The sequence below is a fragment of the Dermacoccus sp. UBA1591 genome, assembly GCF_002322065.1.
GTDB lineage: Bacteria > Actinomycetota > Actinomycetes > Actinomycetales > Dermatophilaceae > Dermacoccus > Dermacoccus nishinomiyaensis.
Map to the genome: position 1 here is coordinate 45,856 of NZ_DCNR01000110.1, position 21,056 is coordinate 66,911.

18 protein-coding genes are annotated in these 21,056 nt (G+C 68.9%); 11 read left to right on the top strand and 7 right to left on the bottom strand.

What is annotated here, in order from left to right:
• The 10 genes from uvrA to secG form a co-directional block, all read left to right on the top strand.
• A partial coding sequence (uvrA, locus tag B2284_RS12300; protein WP_286697582.1) for an excinuclease ABC subunit UvrA occupies positions 1-1,527 on the top strand: 1,527 nt, incomplete at its 5' end.
• Complete coding sequence (locus B2284_RS12305) at positions 1,527-1,937, top strand: Rieske (2Fe-2S) protein (protein ID WP_040014672.1); 411 nt, start codon at positions 1,527-1,529, stop codon at positions 1,935-1,937. The genes uvrA and B2284_RS12305, both read left to right, overlap by 1 nt.
• On the top strand, positions 1,937-3,940 hold the full coding sequence (gene uvrC, locus B2284_RS12310; protein ID WP_006945374.1) for an excinuclease ABC subunit UvrC: 2,004 nt from the start codon (positions 1,937-1,939) through the stop codon (positions 3,938-3,940). Before B2284_RS12305 ends, uvrC begins: the two co-directional genes overlap by 1 nt.
• Before the next feature lie 17 nt (positions 3,941-3,957).
• The gene (rapZ, locus tag B2284_RS12315) at positions 3,958-4,830 is read left to right on the top strand and encodes an RNase adapter RapZ (protein WP_040014671.1); all 873 of its coding nucleotides are present in this window, start codon (positions 3,958-3,960) and stop codon (positions 4,828-4,830) included.
• Entirely contained in the window at positions 4,827-5,810 is a 984-nt protein-coding gene (locus tag B2284_RS12320; RefSeq protein WP_006945440.1) for a gluconeogenesis factor YvcK family protein, read from the top strand. Before rapZ ends, B2284_RS12320 begins: the two co-directional genes overlap by 4 nt.
• Positions 5,811-5,895: 85 nt before the next feature.
• Positions 5,896-6,873 carry a DNA-binding protein WhiA gene (gene whiA, locus B2284_RS12325; RefSeq protein WP_038570925.1) on the top strand — a complete coding sequence of 326 codons (978 nt, stop codon included), beginning with the start codon at positions 5,896-5,898 and terminating at the stop codon, positions 6,871-6,873.
• A gap of 155 nt (positions 6,874-7,028) precedes the next feature.
• Positions 7,029-8,036, top strand: coding sequence for a type I glyceraldehyde-3-phosphate dehydrogenase (gap, locus tag B2284_RS12330; RefSeq protein ID WP_040014658.1), 1,008 nt, complete (start codon positions 7,029-7,031; stop codon positions 8,034-8,036).
• Positions 8,037-8,048: 12 nt separating this feature from the next.
• Positions 8,049-9,245: a phosphoglycerate kinase gene (locus B2284_RS12335; RefSeq protein ID WP_006945461.1), complete on the top strand. Its 1,197-nt coding sequence runs from the start codon at positions 8,049-8,051 to the stop codon at positions 9,243-9,245.
• An 89-nt stretch (positions 9,246-9,334) separates the two neighbouring features.
• Positions 9,335-10,129: a triose-phosphate isomerase gene (gene tpiA, locus B2284_RS12340; RefSeq protein WP_006945363.1), complete on the top strand. Its 795-nt coding sequence runs from the start codon at positions 9,335-9,337 to the stop codon at positions 10,127-10,129.
• Positions 10,130-10,205: 76 nt separating this feature from the next.
• Entirely contained in the window at positions 10,206-10,448 is a 243-nt protein-coding gene (gene secG, locus B2284_RS12345) for a preprotein translocase subunit SecG (protein ID WP_006945467.1), read from the top strand.
• Positions 10,449-10,538: 90 nt separating this feature from the next.
• Here the strand turns inward: secG and pgl are convergent, their stop codons facing one another.
• The 6 genes from pgl to tkt are packed head-to-tail and all read right to left on the bottom strand — an operon-like array spanning position 10,539 to position 18,644.
• On the bottom strand, positions 10,539-11,267 hold the full coding sequence (gene pgl / locus B2284_RS12350; RefSeq protein ID WP_006945379.1) for a 6-phosphogluconolactonase: 729 nt from the start codon (positions 11,265-11,267) through the stop codon (positions 10,539-10,541).
• Complete coding sequence (locus tag B2284_RS12355) at positions 11,264-12,190, bottom strand: glucose-6-phosphate dehydrogenase assembly protein OpcA (protein ID WP_006945474.1); 927 nt, start codon at positions 12,188-12,190, stop codon at positions 11,264-11,266. The genes pgl and B2284_RS12355 overlap by 4 nt, the downstream gene beginning before the upstream one ends.
• The gene (gene zwf / locus B2284_RS12360) at positions 12,187-13,743 is read right to left on the bottom strand and encodes a glucose-6-phosphate dehydrogenase (protein WP_200829289.1); all 1,557 of its coding nucleotides are present in this window, start codon (positions 13,741-13,743) and stop codon (positions 12,187-12,189) included. The genes B2284_RS12355 and zwf overlap by 4 nt, the downstream gene beginning before the upstream one ends.
• Positions 13,740-15,371, bottom strand: coding sequence for a glucose-6-phosphate isomerase (locus tag B2284_RS12365; RefSeq protein WP_131941065.1), 1,632 nt, complete (start codon positions 15,369-15,371; stop codon positions 13,740-13,742). The genes zwf and B2284_RS12365 overlap by 4 nt, the downstream gene beginning before the upstream one ends.
• Entirely contained in the window at positions 15,368-16,489 is a 1,122-nt protein-coding gene (gene tal, locus B2284_RS12370; RefSeq protein WP_074039352.1) for a transaldolase, read from the bottom strand. Before tal ends, B2284_RS12365 begins: the two co-directional genes overlap by 4 nt.
• A 7-nt stretch (positions 16,490-16,496) precedes the next feature.
• Complete coding sequence (gene tkt / locus B2284_RS12375) at positions 16,497-18,644, bottom strand: transketolase (protein WP_286697583.1); 2,148 nt, start codon at positions 18,642-18,644, stop codon at positions 16,497-16,499.
• A 121-nt stretch (positions 18,645-18,765) separates the two neighbouring features.
• Here tkt and B2284_RS12380 point away from each other — a divergent pair, with 121 nt between their 5' ends.
• Positions 18,766-19,743, top strand: coding sequence for a heme o synthase (locus tag B2284_RS12380; protein WP_074045298.1), 978 nt, complete (start codon positions 18,766-18,768; stop codon positions 19,741-19,743).
• 250 nt (positions 19,744-19,993) lie between these two features.
• On the opposite strand, the gene B2284_RS12385 is transcribed toward B2284_RS12380, so the two are convergent.
• The gene (locus B2284_RS12385; RefSeq protein WP_286697584.1) at positions 19,994-20,941 is read right to left on the bottom strand and encodes a COX15/CtaA family protein; all 948 of its coding nucleotides are present in this window, start codon (positions 20,939-20,941) and stop codon (positions 19,994-19,996) included.
• Positions 20,942-21,056 lie beyond the last annotated feature (115 nt).

A 21,056-nucleotide genomic window follows, 5' to 3' on the forward strand; every position in this document is an offset into this window, starting at 1 on the left:
GAGGCGCAGCGCATCCGCCTCGCGACGCAGATCGGCTCAGGTCTCGTCGGCGTGCTCTACGTCCTCGACGAGCCGTCGATCGGTCTTCACCAACGTGACAACCACCGCCTCATCGAGACGCTGACGCGCCTGCGCGACCTCGGCAACACGCTCATCGTCGTCGAGCACGACGAGGACACGATCGCGACGGCCGACTGGATCGTCGACATCGGGCCCGGTGCCGGCGAGCACGGGGGAGAGGTCGTCTACTCCGGCCCGGTCAAGGGCTTGCTCGCGGAGAAGAAGTCCGTCACCGGCGGTTACCTCAGCGGCCGATTGTCCATCCCGGTGCCGCAGACGCGTCGCGGTCAGGACGGTCGCCGCCTCGTCGTCGAGGGAGCGCGTGAGCACACGCTCAAGGACATCGACGTCGCGTTCCCGCTGGGCAACCTCGTCGTCGTCTCCGGCGTGTCGGGGTCGGGCAAATCGACGCTCGTCAACGACATCCTCTACACGACGCTCGCGAACGACCTCAACGGCGCCCGCCAGGTCGCCGGGCGCCACAAGCGCGTCACCGGCACCGAACTGCTCGACAAGGTCGTCCACGTCGACCAGAGCCCCATCGGGCGCACGCCGCGGAGCAACCCGGCCACCTACACGGGCGTGTTCGACGCCATCCGCAAGCTCTTCGCAGAGACACAGGAGGCGAAGATCCGCGGCTACCAGCCGGGGCGCTTCTCCTTCAACGTCAAGGGCGGACGCTGCGAGGCATGTTCGGGTGACGGCACGCTGAAGATCGAGATGAACTTCCTGCCCGACGTGTACGTGCCGTGCGAGGTGTGCCACGGGGCGCGCTACAACCGCGAGACGCTCGAGGTGCACTTCAAGGGCAAGTCGATCGCCGAGGTGCTCGACATGCCGATCGAGGAGGCCGCTGAGTTCTTCGAAGCGGTGCCCGCGATCGCGCGTCACATGCGCACGCTCGTCGACGTCGGTCTCGGCTACGTCCGTCTCGGCCAGCCGGCGCCGACGCTGTCGGGTGGTGAGGCGCAGCGCGTCAAGCTAGCCGCGGAGCTGCAGAAGCGCTCGTCCGGCCGCACGATCTACGTCCTCGACGAGCCGACGACCGGTCTGCACTTCGAGGACATCCGCAAGCTGCTCGAGGTCATCCAGGGCCTCGTCGACAAGGGCAACACGGTCGTCGTCATCGAGCACAACCTCGACGTCATCAAGAGCGCCGACTGGGTCATCGACATGGGCCCCGAGGGTGGTTTCCGCGGCGGTGAGGTCGTCGCCGAGGGCACGCCAGAGCAGATCGCGCAGGTCGAGGCGAGCCACACGGGTCGCTTCCTGCGTCCGCTGCTCGAAGCCGCGGGCGTGACGCCGACGATCGTGGCGCAGAAGCCCGTCATCGACCCGCGCGCGGCGATGAAGAAGACCGCCGCGAAGAAGACGGCGAGCAAGCAGACCGCGGCCGGCAAGACGACCGCAAAGAACACGAGCGCCGCGCCGAGTGCGGCGAAGAAGACGACCCGGAAGAAGGCATGATGAGCGACCTCCAGGCACAGTTCACCCGCCGCAGCGCGATGACCGCGACGATCGCCGTGGCCGGCACCGGCATGCTCGCCGCGTGCGGCGGGGGCGACGACGAGGCCTCGACGAAGTCCGTCGACGCCACGATCGACGCGAGCAAGGTGAGCGTCGGCAGCGGCTTCGTCGACCGCGGCAACTCCATCGTCGTCACTCAGCCGACGAAGGGCACCTTCAAGGCGTTCACGTCCGTGTGCCCGCACCAGGGCTGCCAGGTCGGCGAGGTCACCGACAAGGCGATCGTCTGCCCCTGCCACGGCAGCCGCTTCGACCCGATGACGGGCGCCGTGCTCGCCGGCCCCGCGGACAAGCCGCTCGCCGAGAAGAAGGTCGAGGTCAAGGGCAGCCAGCTGCACGTGACCGGCTGATGGCAGACCCCCGCACCTACCGCCCCAAGACGGGCGACATCCCGACCGAACCCGGCGTCTACCGCTTCCGCGACCGCGACGGGCGCGTCATCTATGTCGGCAAGGCGAAGAACCTGCGCTCGCGCCTGAGCAACTACTTCCAGGATCTGCGGCTGCTGCACCCGCGCACGCGGACGATGGTGACGACGGCCGCCTCGGTGGAGTGGACGATCGTGCGCACCGAGGTCGAGGCGTTGCAGCTCGAGTACGCCTGGATCAAGGAGTTCGACCCGCGCTTCAACGTCAAGTACCGCGACGACAAGTCCTACCCCTACCTCGCGGTGACGATGTCCGACGCGGTGCCGCGCGCGCAGGTGATGCGCGGGCGCAAGCGTCCCGGCACTCGCTACTTCGGCCCGTTCACGCACGCGTGGGCGATCCGCGACACGCTCGATCAACTCATGCGCGTGTTCCCGATGCGCACGTGCAGCAACGGGGTCTACCGACGCGCCGAGGCGTCGGGTCGCCCGTGTCTGCTCGGGTACATCGACAAGTGCAGCGCGCCCTGCGTCGGCAAGGTCACCAAGGCCGAGCACCGTGAGATCGCCCAGGATTTCTGCGATTTCATGGCCGGCGATTCCGCGCGCTTCACCCGGGAGATCGAGCGACGCATGAAGGCTGCCGCCGCCGACCTCGACTTCGAACAAGCGGCGCGCTTGCGCGACGACCTCGGTGCCCTGGAGAAAGTGCTGCAGAAGTCGGCCGTCGTGTTCGACGACGCGACGGATGCCGACGTCTTCGGCGTCGCCGAGGACGACCTCGAGGCAGCCGTCCAGGTCTTCCACGTGCGCGGCGGCCGCATCCGGGGTCAGCGCGGCTGGGTCACCGACAAGGGCAGCGACGCCGGCGTCAACACCGCCGACCTCGTCGAGGCCATGCTGCTCGAGGTCTACGGCGACCTTCAGGGGCGCGACGACGTCCCGCGCGAGGTGCTCGTGCCGTCGCTGCCGCCCGATGTCGAGACGGTCAGCTCGTGGCTGCGCGAACGCCGCGGCAGCAACGTCGACGTCCGCGTGCCGCAGCGCGGCGACAAGCGCGAGCTCGCCGCGACGGTCGCGAAGAACGCCGAGCACGCGCTCGCGCGCCACAAGGTGAGCCGCGCGTCCGACCTGACGGCCCGCTCGCAGGCCCTCGAGGAGTTGCAGGAGAACCTCGGGCTGCCCGAGGCGCCGCTGCGCATCGAGTGCTTCGACATCTCGCACGTGCAGGGCACGAACGTCGTCGGTTCGATGGTCGTGTTCGAGGACGGTCTGCCCCGCAAGTCGGAGTACCGCCGCTTCATCGTCAACGGCATCGAGGGCGAGGATGGCACGCTGCGCAACGACGACGTCGCCGCGATGCACGAGGTGCTGACGCGGCGTTTCGCCCGGCTCGCGAAGGAGAGCGCCGACCTCGCGCCCGCGACGACCGGCGAGATCCCGGCGGACGCGGCGACCGCAGGCCCCTCCCTGCGTGACGAGAACGGCCGCATCAAGCGCTTCGCCTACCGTCCGCAGTTGCTCGTCGTCGACGGCGGACGCCCGCAGGTCGACGCCGCCGCGCGGGCCCTCGCCGACGTCGGGTTCGACGACATCCCCGTCGTCGGGCTCGCGAAGCGTCTCGAGGAGGTGTGGCTCGTCGACGACGACTACCCCGTCATCCTGCCGCGCACGAGCGAGGCCTTGTACCTGCTGCAGCGCGTGCGCGACGAGGCGCATCGCTTCGCGATCACCTTCCATCGCGAGCGGCGCTCGAAGTCGATGACGACGTCCGCGCTCGACGGCATCGCCGGGCTCGGCCCTGCCAAGCAGAAGGCGCTGCTCGCGCACTTCGGCTCGCTCAAGCGCATCCGCGCGGCGGACGCCGACGCGCTGTGCGAGGTCAAGGGCATCGGTCCGACGCTCGCCGAGACCATCGTGCGTTCGCTCCGGCAGGAGCAGGGCGAGCCAGCGGTTAACGTGATGACCGGAGAGGTCGTCGAATGAACGAGCGAGAGGCAGCCATGTCACACCCACCGCGCGCGGAGTTGATGATCGTCACCGGCATGAGCGGCGCCGGCCGCTCGACGGCCGCGAACGTGCTCGAGGATCAGGGCTGGTACGTCGTCGACAACCTGCCGCCTCAGCTGCTGCCCGACCTCGCCGGGCTCGTCGACGCGAGCGCGGAGGACGTCCCGCGCCTCGCCGCCGTCGTCGACGTCCGCAGCCGCGCGTTCTTCACCGACTTCCGCGCGGGCCTCGAACGTCTGCGTGACGACGGCTGGCGCCCGTCGGTCGTGTTCATGGACGCGACCGACGAGGCGCTCGTGCGCCGGTTCGAGTCGGTGCGCCGACCGCACCCGTTGCAGGGCGAGGGGCGCATGCTCGACGGCATCATCCGCGAACGTGAGATCTTGCGCGACCTGCGCTCGAACGCCGACATCCTCATCGACACGAGCGGTCTCAACGTCCACCAACTGTCGGCGAAGGTGCACGAGCTCGTCGGCGACACGGGCGGGCCGGCGTTGCGCGTCGCCGTCATGAGCTTCGGGTTCAAGTACGGCATCCCGCTCGACGCCGACCTCGTCTTCGACATGCGTTTCTTGCCGAACCCGTTCTGGAACCCGGAGCTGCGCCCGTTCAGCGGAAAGGACGAGGTCGTGCGTGATTTCGTCCTCGGTCAGCTGGGCGCCCGTGAGTTCCTCGACGGCGTCCTCGCGCTGCTCGAACCGATGACGCAGGGCTACCTGCGCGAGGGGCGCAGCTACGTCACGCTCGCCGTCGGCTGCACCGGCGGCAAGCACCGCAGTGTCGCGATGGCCGAGGAACTGGCGAAGCGCCTCGCCTCCGATCAGCTCGGGACCCTCGTCGTCCACCGTGATCTGGGGCGGGAGTGAAGCGCCCCGCGGTCGCGGCCCTCGGTGGGGGGCATGGCCTGTTCGCCTCGCTGGAGGCCCTGCGTCTCGTGACGGACAAGATCACCGCCATCGTCACCGTCGCCGACGACGGGGGCTCTTCGGGGCGCCTGCGCGAGGAGTACGACATCCTCCCGCCCGGCGACCTGCGCATGGCGCTGGCCGCTTTGTGCGACAACTCGCAGTGGGGCATCGCCTGGCGTGATGCGCTGCAGCATCGCTTCCCGGGCGAGGGCCCGCTCGGCGGGCACGCCCTCGGCAACCTGCTCATCGCGGGGCTGTGGGATTCGCTGGGAGACCCGATCCAGGGTCTCGACATGGTCGGGCGCCTGCTCAGCGCGCGCGGGCGCGTCCTGCCCATGTCGTTGCAGCCGTTGCGCATCGACGCCAAAGTCCGCGGCGCCGACCCCGCAGATCCGGACGGGGTGCGCGAGGTCTCCGGCCAGGTCGCGGTCGCGCAGACGCCGGGCACCGTGCTCAACCTGCGCCTGTTCCCCGACCCGCCGCAGCCGTGCCGCGAGGCGATCGACGCGGTGCTCGACGCCGACTGGGTCATCCTCGGGCCGGGCTCGTGGTTCACCTCCGTCATGCCGCACCTGCTCGTGCCCGACCTGCTCGACGCGCTCGTGCAGACGAAGGCGAAGCGGATGCTGACGCTCAACGTCCAGATGGACACGGGCGAGACCTCCGGTTTCTCGGCCAGCGATCACCTCGAGGTGCTCGCGGCCCATGCTCCGGCCCTTCACCTCGACGCGATCCTCGCCGACCCGGGCGTCGTCGGTGATGACGCCCGTGCCCGCGAGGCGCTCGAGTCGTCGGCGGCCGCGTTGGGCGCGAGCGTCGTCTACAAGCCGGTCGCCGACCAGGAGAGCGCCGGCGTCCACGACACCCTGCGCCTCGCGACGGCGTACCGCGACGTCATGGAATCGGCCGCCCGCGCCCAGGCGCGGCGTCGCGCGTGACCACCCGTTTGGGCCGGGTGCCACGCGTTCGGCACAATAGATCCTTCGTCCCGCAGGGCGATCGACGAGGAAGGTGCACGACGACATGGCGATGACGGCAGCGGTCAAGGACGAGCTGGCCCGGGTGGTGGTGACGCCGCAGCAGACCCGCAAGTCCGAGGTCGCGGCCATGCTGCGCTTCGCCGGCGGGCTGCACCTCGTCGCCGGGCGGGTCGTCGTCGAGGCGGAGCTCGACACCGGCGTCGCCGCGCGTCGTCTGCGTACGAACATCACGCAGCTCTACGGTCACACGAGCGAGCTCGCCGTCATGAGTGCCGGCGGCATCCGTCGTCAGACGACGTATCTCGTGCGCGTCGCCAAGCCCGAGCTCGCCGTGCAGACCGGCCTCGTCGATGCGAAGGGCCGCCCGGTGCGCGGGCTGCCGCCGAAGATCGTCAACGGCACCCTCGACGACGCCGCCGCCGCGTGGCGCGGCGCGTTCATCGCCCACGGTTCGCTCACCGAGCCGGGCCGTTCGTCGTCGCTGGAGATCACCTGTCCCGGTTCCGAAGTCGCCCTCGCCCTCGTCGGCGCGGCGCGCCGGCTGGGTGTGCCCGCAAAGGCGCGTGAGGTGCGCGGCGTCGACCGCGTCGTCATCCGTGACGGCGAGGCGATCGGCGCGATGCTCACCCACATGGGCGCCGAGGACGCGCGCCTCGTGTGGGAGGAACGCCGCATGCGCCGTGAGGTGAGGGCCACCGCGAACCGTCTCGCGAACTTCGACGACGCCAACCTGCGCCGTTCGGCGCGCGCTGCCGTCGCCGCGGGCAGCCGCGTCGCGCGGGCGATGGAGATCCTCGGCGAGGACGTGCCCGATCATCTTCGTCAGGCCGGTGAGTTGCGCATCGAGCACAAGGAGGCGAGCCTCGAGGAGCTCGGCGCCCTGGCCGACCCACCGATGACGAAGGACGCCGTCGCCGGACGCATCCGCCGGCTGCTCGCGATGGCCGACAAGCGCGCCGCCGATCAGGGCATCCCCGGCACCGACGCGAACCTCACGCCCGACATGCTCGAGGACGACTGACCCTGCCGCGCCCCGGTCAGCGGCCTGACTGACCGGTAACCTGCCCCGCGGTGCCCCGCGGCCCGCCTGCGTGTCATAGGGTGGAGGTGTTGAAAGACCTCGCGCCTTTCTGGGCGCGTGAGCACTCGATTCCTAGGGAAGGGCAGGGTCCTCAAGTGACCGTCCGCGTTGGTATCAATGGCTTTGGCCGCATCGGCCGCAACTTCTTTCGGGCCGTGAAGGCCTCGGGCGCAGACGTCGAGATCGTGGCGGTGAACGACCTCACCGACAACAAGACGCTCGCCAACCTCCTCAAGTACGACTCGATCCTCGGCCGTTTCGACGGCGAGGTCTCCTACGACGAGGACTCCCTCACGGTCGACGGCAAGAAGATCGCCGCGTTCGCCGAGAAGGATCCGGCGAAGCTCGACTGGGCCTCGGTCGGCGCCGACGTCGTCATCGAGTCCACCGGTTTCTTCACGGACGCCGAGAAGGCCAAGGCGCACCTCACCGGTGGCGCGAAGAAGGTCATCATCTCCGCCCCGGCGAAGAACGAGGACATCACGATCGTCATGGGCGTCAACGACGACCAGTACGACGCGTCGAAGCACACGATCATCTCGAACGCCTCGTGCACGACGAACTGCCTCGCCCCGATGGCCAAGGCTCTCAACGACGGCCTCGGCATCGAGCGTGGCCTCATGACGACGATCCACGCCTACACGGGTGACCAGCGTCTGCACGACGCGCCGCACAGCGACCCGCGTCGCGCCCGCGCCGCCGCGATCAACATCGTTCCGACCTCGACGGGTGCCGCCAAGGCCGTCGCGCTGGTGCTGCCGGAGCTCAAGGGCAAGCTCGACGGTTACGCGCTGCGTGTGCCGACCCCCACAGGCTCGGCGACCGACCTGACGTTCGAGGCTCCGCGCGAGACGACCGTCGAAGAGGTCAACGAGATCGTCAAGAAGGCCGCGAGCGAGGGCCCGCTCAAGGGTTACCTGCAGTACACCGAGGACCCGCTGGTCTCGACGGACATCGTCACTGACCCGGCCTCCTGCATCTTCGACTCCGGTCTGACGAAGGTCATCGGCAACCAGGTCAAGGTCGTCGGCTGGTACGACAACGAGTGGGGTTACTCCAACCGCCTCGTCGACCTGACCACGCTCGTCGGCTCCTCCCTCTGATCGGGGTCAGGCGTGAAGTCCATCAGCGATCTGGGTGATCTGCGCGGCAAGACAGTGTTGCTGCGCAGCGACCTCAACGTCCCGCTCGACGGTTCGACGATCACCGACGACGGCCGCATCCGCGCATCGGTCCCGACGATCCAGGAGCTGACGAAGGCCGGCGCTCGCGTCGTCGTCGTCGCGCACCTGGGCCGCCCCAAGGGCGAGCCGGAGGCGAAGTACTCGCTGCAGCCCGTCGTCGGGCGCCTGTCGGAACTGCTCGGTCAGGACGTGGCGTTCGCCACCGACACGGTCGGCGACTCGGCGCGTTCCACGGTCGAATCCCTCGGTGACGGCGACGTCGCCCTGCTCGAGAACCTGCGCTTCAACGTTGGCGAGACGAGCAAGGACGAGGCCGAGCGCAAGAAGTTCGCCGAGCAGCTCGCGTCACTGGCGGACGTGTTCGTCTCCGACGGCTTCGGTGTGGTGCACCGCAAGCAGGCGTCCGTCTACGACGTGGCGCAGCTGCTGCCGTCGGCGATGGGTGGGCTCGTCAAGACCGAGGTCGAGGTGCTGAAGCAGCTCACCGAGAACCCGAAGCGTCCGTACGCCGTGGTCCTCGGTGGCGCGAAGGTCGCCGACAAGCTGGCCGTCATCGAGAACCTCATGCAGACCGCGGATCGGCTGCTCATCGGCGGCGGGATGGTGTTCACCTTCCTCGCGGCCGAGGGGCACGAGGTCGGCAAGAGCCTGCTCGACACCGAGCAGATCGAGACGGTCAAGGGCTACATCGCGAAGGCCAAGGAGCTGGGCGTCGAGATCGTGCTGCCGAGCGACGTCGTCGTCGCGCCGGAGTTCGCGGCCGACAAGGGCCACGAGGTCGTCTCGATCGACGCGATCCCGGCCGACCAGATGGGTCTCGACATCGGCCCGGAGTCGGCGAAGCTGTACGCGAGCAAGCTGACGGACTGCAAGACGGTGTTCTGGAACGGCCCGATGGGCGCGTTCGAGATGGAGCCGTTCGCCGCCGGGACGAAGGCTGTCGCGCAGGCGCTCGTCGAGGCCACCGAGAACGGTGCCCTCACCGTCGTCGGTGGTGGCGACTCGGCCGCCGCCGTGCGTCAGCTCGGCTTCTCCGACGATCAGTTCGGGCACATCTCCACCGGTGGTGGGGCGAGCCTCGAATACCTCGAGGGCAAGGAACTGCCGGGGATCTCCGTGCTCGGCTGATCTGACCTCCACAGCTGCGAGCCCCGCCTCCGTCGCTTCGGCGGGGGCGGGGTTCGCGGTATCCGATCAACGTGAAAGGGGAAGCCGGCATGGCTTCGACGAAGAACACGCGCACGCCGCTCATGGCGGGCAACTGGAAGATGAACCTCGACCACCTCGCGGGCACTCACCTCGTGCAGAAGCTCGCGTGGGGCCTGGAGGACAAGCGCCACGACTTCGGGGCCGTCGAGGTCGCCATCCTGCCGCCGTTCACCGATCTGCGTTCGGTGCAGACGCTCGTCGACGGCGACAAGCTCAAGCTCGTCTACGGCGCACAGGATCTGTCGCAGCATGACGAGGGCGCGTACACCGGTGAGATCTCGGGCGCATTCCTCGCGAAGCTCGGCTGCACCTACGCGTGCGTCGGTCACAGCGAGCGCCGTCAGTACCACGGTGAGACGGACGAGATCGTCCGCGCGAAGGTCGAGGCCGCGTACCGTCACGGCCTCACGCCGATCCTGTGCGTCGGTGAGCCGCTCGAGGTCCGTCAGGCGGGCGAGCACGTCGAGCACTGCGTCGCCCAGGTGCGCGCCGCCGTCGCCGGTCTCACGCCCGAGCAGGCGTCGACGCTCGTCGTCGCCTACGAGCCCGTGTGGGCCATCGGCACCGGCGAGGTCGCGACGCCCGCCGACGCTCAGGAGGTGTGCGCCGCCGTCCGCGTCGCCCTCGCCGACGCGTTCGACCAGGAACTCGCGAACAAGGTCCGCGTTCTCTACGGCGGCTCGGTGAAGCCGGGCAACGTCGCGGAGATCATGGCCGGGGACGACGTGGACGGTGCCCTCGTCGGCGGCGCGTCGCTCGTCGCTGACGACTTCATCGGCATCTGCACCTACCAGAACGCCTGAGGCTCGGGCACGCGGTACGCTGGGGGCTGATTTCGCGCGGGCTCACGCCCGCCCCGTCGTGAGGTGAGATTTCTTCGTGGACATTGTCAAGATCCTGCTGCAGGGCCTGCTCGTGCTGAGCAGCCTGTTTCTCGTGCTGTTGATCCTCATGCACAAGGGCAGCGGCGGCGGTCTGTCCGACATGTTCGGCGGTGGCTCCGGCGCCAACCTCGGCGGATCCTCGCGCGCTGAGCGCAACCTCAACCGCATCACCGTCGGCGCTGCGACGATCTGGATCCTCGCCATCATCGGCTTGGGGCTCGTCGAACGCTTCAACTGACGGATTCCATCGGCGCCCATGAGCGCCGACGCGACGAAGCTCGTCATCTCCAGCGGGAGGTGACGAGCTTCGTCGCGTTGGATGGGTGCTTCAGGCGCCGGGCCCGGCTGCCGCCTCGTCGAGCCACCAGATCGTGCGTTCGCGTCCGTGTACGCCGGAGGCCGGGTGAGCGGTTCGATCCGTCGAAGTCGACGCGGCGCGCACCGCGTCTGCCTTGTCGGCCCCTGCGATCATGAGCCACACCTCGCGCGCCGCGTTGAGCGCAGGGAAGGTGAGGCTGATGCGCTGCGGCGGCGGCTTGGGGGAGTCGTTCTCCGCCACGACGCTCGTGTCGTCGACGCGTGTCGTCGCGTGCCCGGGAAACAGGGACGCCACGTGCGTGTCCGGACCCATCCCGAGCATGACGACGTCGAACCGTGGCGCCACCGTGGCCAGCTCGTCGCGGTAACGCGCAACGGCCGCGTCGAGGTCGTCACCGTCCGGGCCGTCCGACGCCGCCATGGCGTGCACGTTCGCCGCGGGCACGCCGACGACGTCGATGAGCACCACCCGAGCCTGCGTCTCGTTGCGCTCGGCGTCCCCCGCGGGCAGGAACCGTTCGTCGCCCCACCACAGGTGCACGTGCGCCCAGTCGATGTCGTCGAGGGAGGCGAGAGCTCGCGCACTCGCCTCACCCATCGACCCGCCCGTCAGGACGACGTGGGCGACGCCCCGGGAGGCCACCGCGTCGGCGATGACCTCCCGCAGGCGTTCGGCGATCGCGTCGGCCAGATCAGCCTTCGTCGCCGCCACGCGTCGTTCGACGTTCGCAGCGCTCACGCGTCGTCCTCGGCGGCGAGCTTCGGCAGGCCGCGCACGAGGGCGTCACGGTAGACCTCGTCCTTGTCGAGGCGCCGCAGCTCCTCGGCGAGGGATGCGACCGCGTCCGGGCGCTGCAGCGCCATCTGACGGTCCGGCTGGCCGGGCTGGCTCAGGATCGCCTGCTCACCGTGACGCGTCAGCAGGATCGGGCCGGAAGCACGCTCCAGCTCGACGCTGATGAGGCCCAGACCGGGTTCACCGAGTCGACGCTCGACCGGGCAGCCGAGTTCGACGCCGAGCCAGCCGCCGAGCAGGTCGGTGGAGGCCGAGTCGCTCGCTCCGGTGACGATGACCTTCGTGACCGGCTCGTACGGCGGCACGTCGAGTGCCCCCGCGAGCAGGCCGCGCCAGCGCGTCGTCCGGGCCCACGCCATGTCCGTGTCGCCGGCGGTGTAGTGCATCGCGCGGCGCAGGATCTCGCTGCGCGGGTCGGCCGACAGCGACGCGTCGGTGATGCGACGCTGCGCCATCCGACCGATCGGGGTCTCACCGATGTTCTCGTCGGCCTCCATCGGCCACCACGCGACGACGGGGGAGTCGGCGAGCAGTAGTGGCGTCAGGGCCGACGCGCCGTGCTGCGCGAGGTCACCGTGCAGACGCAGCACGATGATCTCGGATGCACCGGCGTCGCCGCCGAGACGGATCTCGGCGTCGAGCCACGCGTCGGCGGCATCCGGGTCGGCGACGAGCGCGATGATGCGACTCGGGTGCAGACGCGTGGCCTCCGCCGCGACGTGCAGCGACTCCTCGACGTCCTCACCGCGGCAGACGGCGACGAGCGTCATGACACGCCCGATCGTCATCGAGCCGACCTCGTTGCGCAGTTGGACGAGCTTCTTGGAGATCTCCGTCGTCGACGTCTTGTCCAGGTTGACGATCACGGCATCCTCCAGTGGCGTCCGTCGCGGGCCATCATGTCGTCAGAGCTCTGCGGCCCCCACGTGCCCGACTCGTACTGATCGGGCTGCGCATCCAGCGAGGCCCAGAAGTTCTCGATCGGGTCGAGGATCTTCCACGACAACTCGACCTCTTCGTGCCGCGGGAACAACGGCGGATCGCCGAGCAGCACGTCGAGGATGAGACGTTCGTACGCCTCCGGGCTCGAGTCGGTGAACGCCGAGCCGTAGCCGAAGTCCATCGTCACGTCGCGCACCTCGAAGCCGTTCGAGCCCGGAATCTTGGAACCGAACCGCATCGTGACGCCCTCGTCGGGCTGCACCCGGATGACGATGGCGTTGCGGCCGAGCTCCTCGGTCTGGTTCTCGTCGAACGGGGTCACCGCGTTCTTGAATACGACGGCGATCTCGGTGACGCGCTTGCCGAGTCGCTTGCCGGTGCGCAGGTAGAACGGCACACCCGCCCAACGCCGCGTGTTGATGCCGAGCTTGACGGCGGCGTACGTCTCGGTCTGCGAGTCGGGCTTGATGCCCTCCTCCTGCAAGAAGCCGGGCACCTTCTCCGCGCCCTGCCAGCCCTCGGCGTACTGCCCGCGAGCCGTCGAGGCCGCGAGATCCTGCGGCAGCTTCACCGCGGCGAGCACCTTCTCCTTCTCCGTGCGCAGATCCTTCGCGTCGAAGGTCAGCGGCTGCTCCATCGCCGTGATGGCGAGCAGCTGGAGCAAGTGGTTCTGGATGACGTCGCGCGCCGCCCCGATGCCGTCGTAGTAGCCCGCGCGGCCACCGATGCCGATGTCCTCGGCCATGGTGATCTGCACGTGGTCGACGTGGTTGTTGTTCCAGATCGGCTCGAACATCTGGTTGGCGAAACGGAACGCCAGGATGTTCTGCACCGTCTCCTTGCCGAGGTAGTGATCGATCCGGAAGATCGAGTCGGGCGGGAAGACGCTCTCGACGATCGCGTTGAGCTCGCGCGCGCTCTCGAGGTCGTGCCCGAAGGGCTTCTCGATGACGACGCGGCGCCACGCGTCCGGCTTCGTCTCGCTCGGCTTCGTCAGGCCGGCCGTCTCGAGCTGCTCGCAGACCTGCGCGAACGATCCCGGGGGGATCGACAGGTAGAAGGCCGTGTTGCCCTCGGTGCCGCGGCTGTCCTCGAGTTCCTTGAGCGTCTTCGCCAGGTTCTCGAAGGCGGAGGCGTCGTCGAAGGTGCCCTGGACGAAACGGATGCCGTCGGCGAGGTTGGTCCAGACCTCCTCGTCGTAGCCCGTGCGCGCACGCTCCTTGACCGACTCCTTGACGATCTGCATGAAGTCCTGGTCCTCCCAGTCACGTCGGGCGAAGCCGACGAGGGAGAAACCGGGTGGCAGCAGACCACGGTGGAACAGGTCGTAGATGGCCGGCATGAGCTTCTTGCGGGCGAGGTCACCCGTGACGCCGAAGAGCACGACGCTGCAGGGCCCGGCGATGCGGGGCAGGCGCTTGTCCTCCTTGGAACGCAGGGGGTTGTGGCCCTTGGAGATCTCCGTCGGCGGCGTCACCGAGCCTCGCCTCCGGACATCTTCGTCAGGGCCGCGACGACCTGCTTCAGGCCCGCGTCGTGGTCGGCGAGGTGCAGCCGCAGGACGGGCCGGCCGTGGTCGGCGAGGACGGAGGCGTCACCACCGGCCTGCGCATCGCAGAACTGCCCGAAGGTGAAGTCGCGCCCGGGCACGGCGAGATCCTCGCCGGGGACGGTCGTGATCTGCAGGTACACACCGTTCGCCGGGCCGCCCTTGTGGTACTGGCCGGTCGAGTGCAGGAAGCGCGGGCCCCACCCGAAGGTGACGGGTCGTTCCAGCGCACTCTGCAGCGGCGCGCGCGTCGCGGCCAGCTCGGTGTCGGCGAGACGGTCGAGGTAGGCCATGACGGCGAGGTAACCCGTCGGCGTCAGCTGTGCGACGAGCGCCTGGAGCGCCGCATCGAGCGTGTCGGCGCCCGCGAGGAAGTCGGGGCCCGCCGTGCGAACCTCAACGGCGCCGTCGACGAACGCAGGAGCATCAGCGGCGCCCATGCCCGCGTCGAGCAGTTCGCGCGCCGCGGCCTTCGCCGACTCGACGTCCGGCTGGTCGAACGGGTTGATGCCGATGAGGCGGCCGGCGACGGCCGTCGCGACCTCCCACAGCAGCATCTGCGCGCCCAGCGAACCCGAGACGGTCGTGACGGAGTCGCCCTCAGGGGTGCGCTCGTCGTCCTCGGCCGTGAGCAGGACCAGGTTCTCGTCCGCGGCGAGGCTCGAGGGCTCGTCACGCCCGACGACGACGGGCAGCAGGCCCTTGCCGTCCTTGCCCGTCGACTCGGCGATGAGCTGCTCGATCCAGTCACCGAAGCCCGGGATCTGCGTCCCGGCGTCGGCGAGGATCACCTTGTCGCGCAGGGGAGAGGTGCCCCCGAGCACGGCGCCCAGCTGTAGGCCCGGGTTGGCCCCGTCGTCCTCGGCGAGCAGGTCCGTGACGGACTCGGCCTCGTCGAGCAGGGCCTCGACGTCCGCGCCGGCGAGGCCGGAGGGGACGAGACCGAAGGCGGTGAGAGCCGAGTAGCGCCCGCCGACGTTCGGGTCGGCGTTGACGACGGTGAAGCCGCCGGCACGCGAGCTCTCGTCGAGCGGCGAACCCGGGTCGGTGACGATGACGATGCGCTCGGTCGGGTCGATGCCCGCGTCCTCGAACGCCTGCTCATACACGCGACGCTGGCTGTCGGTCTCGACCGTCGAGCCCGACTTCGACGAGACGACGACGAGGGTGTGCTCGAGGTCCTCGGCGAGGGCGGTGCGCACCATGTCGGGCTGGGAGGAGTCGAGCACGACGAGCGGAACACCCGCGGTCGCGCAGATGACCTCCGGCGCGAGCGACGAACCGCCCATGCCGCACAGGACGACGCGAGTCAGGCCCTGGGAGGTGAACTTCTCGCGCAGCGCGTCGATCTCACCGACGAGAGGACGGGATGAGCGGGCGAGGCCCACCCAGGACAGTCGTTTCGCGGCTTCGGACTCGGCGTCGGAACCCCACAGCGTGGGATCCTGCGCGAAGAGTCGGCTCGCGAACTTCTCGGCGACGAGCGCCGGGACGGCAGCGTCGATCGCTGCCGCCCCGGCACCCACGGTGCCGAGGCTGACACCGGAGGAGGTCACTTGTTCTCGCCTGCCTTCTCGAGTTCGGAACGGACGGAGCCGAGCAGCTCTTCCCAGGACTTCTCGAACTTGTCGAGGCCCTCGGTCTCGAGCTTGTCGACGACGTCGGCGTAGGAGACGCCGGCGTGCTCGAGGGCGTCCATCGTCGCCTTCGCCTCGTCGTAGGTGCCGGAGATGCGGTCGCCCTCGACCGTGCCGTGGTCGGCGAGCGCGGCGAGCGTCTTCGGCGGCATCGTGTTGACCGTGTTCGGCGCGGCGAGCTCGGTCACGTACAGCGTGTCCGGCAGGCTCGGGTCCTTGACGCCCGTCGAGGCCCACAGGGGACGCTGCACGTGCGCGCCGTCGTCGGCGAGGGTCTGCCAGCGCGGCGTCGAGAAGACCTCCTCGAACGCCTGGTAGGCGAGGCGCGCGTTGGCGATGCCGGCCTTCGACTTGAGGGCCTTCGCCTCGTCGGTGCCGACGGCGTCGAGACGCGCGTCGAACTCGGTGTCGACGCGGCTGACGAAGAAGGAGGCGACGGAGCGGATCTTCGACAGGTCCTTGCCGTTCTCACGGGCCTGTTCGAGGCCGGTGAGGAAGGCGTTCATGACGCCGCGGTAGCGGTCGAGGGAGAAGATCAGCGTGACGTTGACGCTGATGCCCTCGGCGAGCACGGCGCTGATCGCGGGCAGACCCTCGACCGTCGCCGGGATCTTGATCATGCAGTTCTCGCGCCCGATCGTCTCCCACAGCTGCTTCGCCATGGTGACGGTGCCCTCGGTGTCGCGCGCCATGCGCGGGTCGACCTCGATGGAGACGCGCCCGTCCTCACCGTTCGTCGCGTCGTAGACGGGGCGCAGGATGTCGCACGCGGCCATGACGTCCTTCGTCGTGATCGCGAAGACGGCCTCGTCGACGCCCTGGCCGGCTGCTGCCAGCTCGGCGACCTGCTCGTTGTAGGCGGAGCCGTCGGACAGGGCCGTCGCGAAGATCGTCGGGTTCGAGGTGACACCGACGACGTTGTTCGTCTCGACGAGCTTCGACAGCTCGTCACCGGTGACCATCGGACGGTTGAGGTCGTCGAGCCAGATGGAGACGCCCGCGTCGGACAGGGCCTGGGTGTTGGCGTTCTGAGTCATGGATGAATCACTTTCCTTCGACAGCTGCGATGGATGCTTCGGCGGCCTCGACGACCTTCGCGGGCGTGAAACCGAACTCGGTGAAAAGCGTCTTGGCGTCGGCCGAGGCGCCGAAGTGGTCGATGCCGACGACACGACCGTCCGTGCCGACGATGTCGTACCAGCTCATCGGGTGGCCTGCTTCCACGGCGACGCGCGCCTTGATGTTCTTCGGCAGCACGCTCTCCTTGTAGGAGTCGTCCTGTGCGTCGAACCACTCGCGGCACGGCATGGAGACCACACGGGTGGCAACACCCTTGGCCGCGAGTTCCTTCCGCGCCTCGACGGCGAGCGACAGCTCCGACCCCGTGGCGATGAGGATGACGTTCGGCTCGCCCTCGCTGTCGGCGAGAACGTAGCCGCCCTTCGTGGTGCCCTCGGCGGACGCGAACTCGGAGCGGTCGAGCGTCGGCAGCTCCTGACGGCTCAGGATGAGGCCGGTCGGGGCATCCGTCGTCTCGAGGATCTTCTTCCACGCCTGAGCCGTCTCGTTCGCGTCACCGGGGCGCACGACGTTGAGGTTCGGGATGGCGCGCAGCGCGCTCAGGTGCTCGATCGGCTGGTGCGTCGGGCCGTCCTCGCCGACACCGATCGAGTCGTGCGTCCACACGAACGTCGACGGGATCTGCTGGATGGCGGCGAGGCGCACCGCGGGGCGCATGTAGTCGGAGAACACGAGGAACGTGCCGCCGTAGGCGCGCGTCAGGCCCTCGAGCTCGATGCCGTTGAGGATCATGCCCATGGCGTTCTCGCGGATGCCGAAGTGCAGCGTACGGCCGTACGGGTTGCCCTTCCACGTGCTCGTCGAACGCTCCTCGGGAATGAACGACGGCTGGTTGTCCATCGTCGTGTTGTTCGAGCCGGCGAGGTCGGCGCTACCGCCCCACAGCTCCGGCACGACGTCGGCGAGTGCGTTGAGCACCTTGCCGGACGCGGCGCGCGAGGCGATGCCCTTGACGTCGGCCTCGAAGACCGGGAGGGCCTCGTCGAAGTTCACGGCCAGCTTCTTGGCCTGGACGCGCTCGAGCAGCTTCGCCGCCTCGGGGTTGGCCGACTTCCACGCGTCGAACTTCTTCGTCCACTCGGCGTGAGCGGCCTGTCCGCGCTGGATCGCCTTGCGGGTGTGCGCGATGACGGCGTCGTCGACCTCGAAGGTCTGCTCCGGGTCGAAGCCGAGCAGCTCCTTCGTCGCCTTGATCTCGTCCTCACCGAGCGCGGAACCGTGGGCCTTGCCCGTGTTCTGCTTCGTCGGCGCGGGGTAGGCGATGATCGTGCGCAGGATGACGATGGACGGCTTGTCCATGACCTTCTTGCCCTCTTCGATCGCCTCGAACAGCGCGTCGACGTCCTCGGTGTACTTGCCGCCGTCCTTCGCGGAGGCGCGCCAGTCGACGACGCGCACGTCCCAGCCGTACGACTCGTAGCGCTTGGCGACGTCCTCGGAGAAGGAGACGTTCGTGTCGTCCTCGATCGAGATGTAGTTCTCGTCATAGACGAGGGTCAGGTTGCCGAGCTGCTGGTGACCGGCGAGGGAGCTGGCCTCGGCCGTCACACCCTCCATGATGTCGCCGTCGGAGGCGATGACGTAGACGTGGTGGTCGAACGGCGACTCGCCGGCCGGCGTCTTCGGGTCGTACAGGCCCTTCTGACGGCGCTGCGCCATCGCCATGCCGACGGCGGAGGCGAGGCCCGATCCGAGCGGGCCCGTCGTGATGTCGACGCCCTTGGTGTGGTGCACCTCGGGGTGGCCGGGGGTCTTCGAACCCCACGTGCGAAGCGCCTTCAGGTCGTCGAGCTCGAGGCCCGAACCGGACAGGTAGAGCTGGACATACTGCGTGAGCGAGGAGTGACCGCAGGACAGGACGAAACGGTCGCGGCCGATCCACTCGGTGTCGGTGGGGTCGTACGTCATGAGGTTCTGGTAGATGAGGTAGGCGACGGGTGCCAGGCTCATCGCGGTGCCAGGGTGGCCGTTGCCGACCTTCTGGACAGCGTCGGCGGCCAGCAGGCGGGCCGTGTCGACGGCCCGGACGTCGATGTCGCTCCAGCCGGCCTTGTCAGCCTTCGGCAGGGCGAGTGCGTCGGAACGCTCGGGGGTGGACTGATCCGTGGTCACGGGTCTGGCTCCTTCGTGTCGGAATCGAACTCGAAGCGAGCCTAGTCCTCGTCGAGGTCGCGAGTCACCCTGAGTAGACTGGCCTGAGACGGACCCTCGTCCGTCTGCCCCGATCGCACCGATGAAGGACACCGTGACAGCGCTCGAACAGGACACGACCGTGCCGAACCGCGAGGCCACAGGCCCCGTCGGTGACCGCTCGCTCAAGGCGAAGATCGGCGACTACATCGCGCTGACGAAGCCGCGCATCATCGAGTTGCTGCTCGTCACGACGTTCCCGGTGATGTTTCTCGCCGAGCGCGGCGTACCGGAGGCATGGCTCATCGTCGCGACGCTGGTCGGCGGCACGCTGTCGGCGTCCTCGGCGAACGTGCTCAACTGCTACCTCGACCGCGACATCGACAAGCTCATGCACCGCACCGAGGGGCGACCGCTCGTCACGGGGGCGATCACGCCGCGGGCCGCGCTGATCTTCGGCCTCGTGCTCGGCGTCGCCGCGACACTGTGGCTGGGGCTGCTCGTCAACTGGCTGAGCGCATGGCTCTCGCTCGGCGCCATCGTGCTGTACGTGGGCTTCTACACGATCCTGCTGAAGCGCCGCACGTCGCAGAACATCGTGTGGGGCGGCGTCGCCGGATGCATGCCGGTGCTCATCGGCTGGTCCGCCGTCACGAACTCGGTGTCGTGGTCGGCGCTCGTGCTTTTCCTCGTCGTCTTCTTCTGGACGCCGCCGCACTACTGGCCGCTGTCGATGCGGTTCAAGGACGACTACGCGAACGCCGGCGTCCCCATGCTGCCCGTCATCGCCGAGGACGTGACCGTCGGCAAGCAGATCGTCGCCTACTCGTGGGTGACGGTGCTGACGTCGCTCGCGCTCATCCCGATCGCGCCCATGGGATGGATCTACGCCGTCATCGCCGTGGTCTCCGGCGCCGTGTTCCTGCTCGAGGCGCACATGCTGCTCAAGCGCGCGAAGGAAGGCGCCCCGTACTCGGTGCTCAAGCCGATGCGCCTGTTCCACTACTCGATCAGCTACCTGACGCTGCTGTTCATCGGCGTCGCCCTCGACCCGATCTGGTACTACGCGGTCATCCGCTGATCACACCGAGTCACCGAAACGCATCGACTCACTGACGAAGCGGGCCCCACCATCTGGTGAGGCCCGCTTCGTCGTCCGGTGGACACACTCGCGATTCATGTCCACGTTCGCGATTCCGTCCACATTCGCACTTCTCGGCCACCCCTGCGATTTTCGTCCACATTCACGGCACCCGGTCAGGTCCGACGATCGCCGCCGCCAGCGATGATTGACGGGTCGTGGTGGAGGGGAAGTCGGCGGAGCAGGCGTCTCAGGGGCGTTCGCGCAGGGAGCAGAGGGCCCAGGTCATCCACGTGACGAGCAGGCACGCGCCGAGCATGTGGAGCAGCACCGGCACCCACGGCACGCCCGTGAAGTACTGGACGTAGCCGAGCACGCCCTGCAGCAGAGTGATGACGAGCAGGCCGATCCAGGTGCGTCGCGTGGTGGCAGGGCTGCGCAGGACGAACAGCGAGAGCAGGACGGCGACGACGAGCCCGCAGAACAGCATGACGGTGTCGGCGTGCAGCCACGCGACGCTCCGCGCGTCCCACCCGGTGCGGGCGGGCTCGTCGGCATCGCCGCTGTGCGGACCGGAACCGGTCACCATCGTGCCGAGCACGAGAACGACGAACGCGAGAACGGCGGCGATCTTCGCGACGACGGCGACGGGCGTCGGCACGAGCGGTCGCTTCGGCCCGTCGCCCTCGCGGCCCCGCCACACGAGCCACGCGGACGCCGTGACGAGCAGCATCGACAGCATGAAGTGCAAGGCCACGATGAACGGGTTGAGATCCATGTGAACCGTGATGCCACCGACGACGGCCTGCAGCACGATGCCGAGGACGACGCACCCGGCGGGCAGGAGCAGGCGATGACGCGTGCGAGCCCAGAAGAAGATGCCCAGGCACAGCGCGATGGCGACGATACCGACGACGCCCGTCAGCGTCCGGTTGCCGAACTCGATGTACTTGTGCCAGGACTGTTCCTGCTCCGGCACCGGCGTGTACGAGCCGGGAACGCACTGCGGCCATGTCGGGCACCCGAGCCCCGAACCAGTGAGACGCACGAGCCCCCCCGTCACGACGATGCCGATCTCGACGACCAGGTTGAGCCAGAACAGCCGCTTCAACCACGGGTTGACGGGACGAGATTCAGGAGGCGCGACGGGCGCGGCGCCAACGGCCGCGTCGGACGTCATCGGGGAGGAGTGAGTCACGACATCCAAGCGTAGTGGGCGCCCATCACAGATCGGACGCCCGGGCGCGCCTGGGGCGGGGGACCTTCGTCACCACCTGCCGGAGCCACGTGGGCGCTAGGCACAGGCTCGCTCG

What these genes read in the sequence shown, in the direction of transcription:
- B2284_RS12305 (WP_040014672.1), top strand. Translation starts at nt 1,527, where the DNA reads ATGAGCGACCTCCAGGCACAGTTCACCCGCCGCAGCGCGATGACCGCG.
- uvrC (WP_006945374.1), top strand. Translation starts at nt 1,937, where the DNA reads ATGGCAGACCCCCGCACCTACCGCCCCAAGACGGGCGACATCCCGACC.
- rapZ (WP_040014671.1), top strand. Translation starts at nt 3,958, where the DNA reads ATGTCACACCCACCGCGCGCGGAGTTGATGATCGTCACCGGCATGAGC.
- whiA (WP_038570925.1), top strand. Translation starts at nt 5,896, where the DNA reads ATGGCGATGACGGCAGCGGTCAAGGACGAGCTGGCCCGGGTGGTGGTG.
- tpiA (WP_006945363.1), top strand. Translation starts at nt 9,335, where the DNA reads ATGGCTTCGACGAAGAACACGCGCACGCCGCTCATGGCGGGCAACTGG.
- tal (WP_074039352.1), bottom strand. Translation starts at nt 16,489, where the DNA reads ATGACTCAGAACGCCAACACCCAGGCCCTGTCCGACGCGGGCGTCTCC.
- B2284_RS12380 (WP_074045298.1), top strand. Translation starts at nt 18,766, where the DNA reads ATGAAGGACACCGTGACAGCGCTCGAACAGGACACGACCGTGCCGAAC.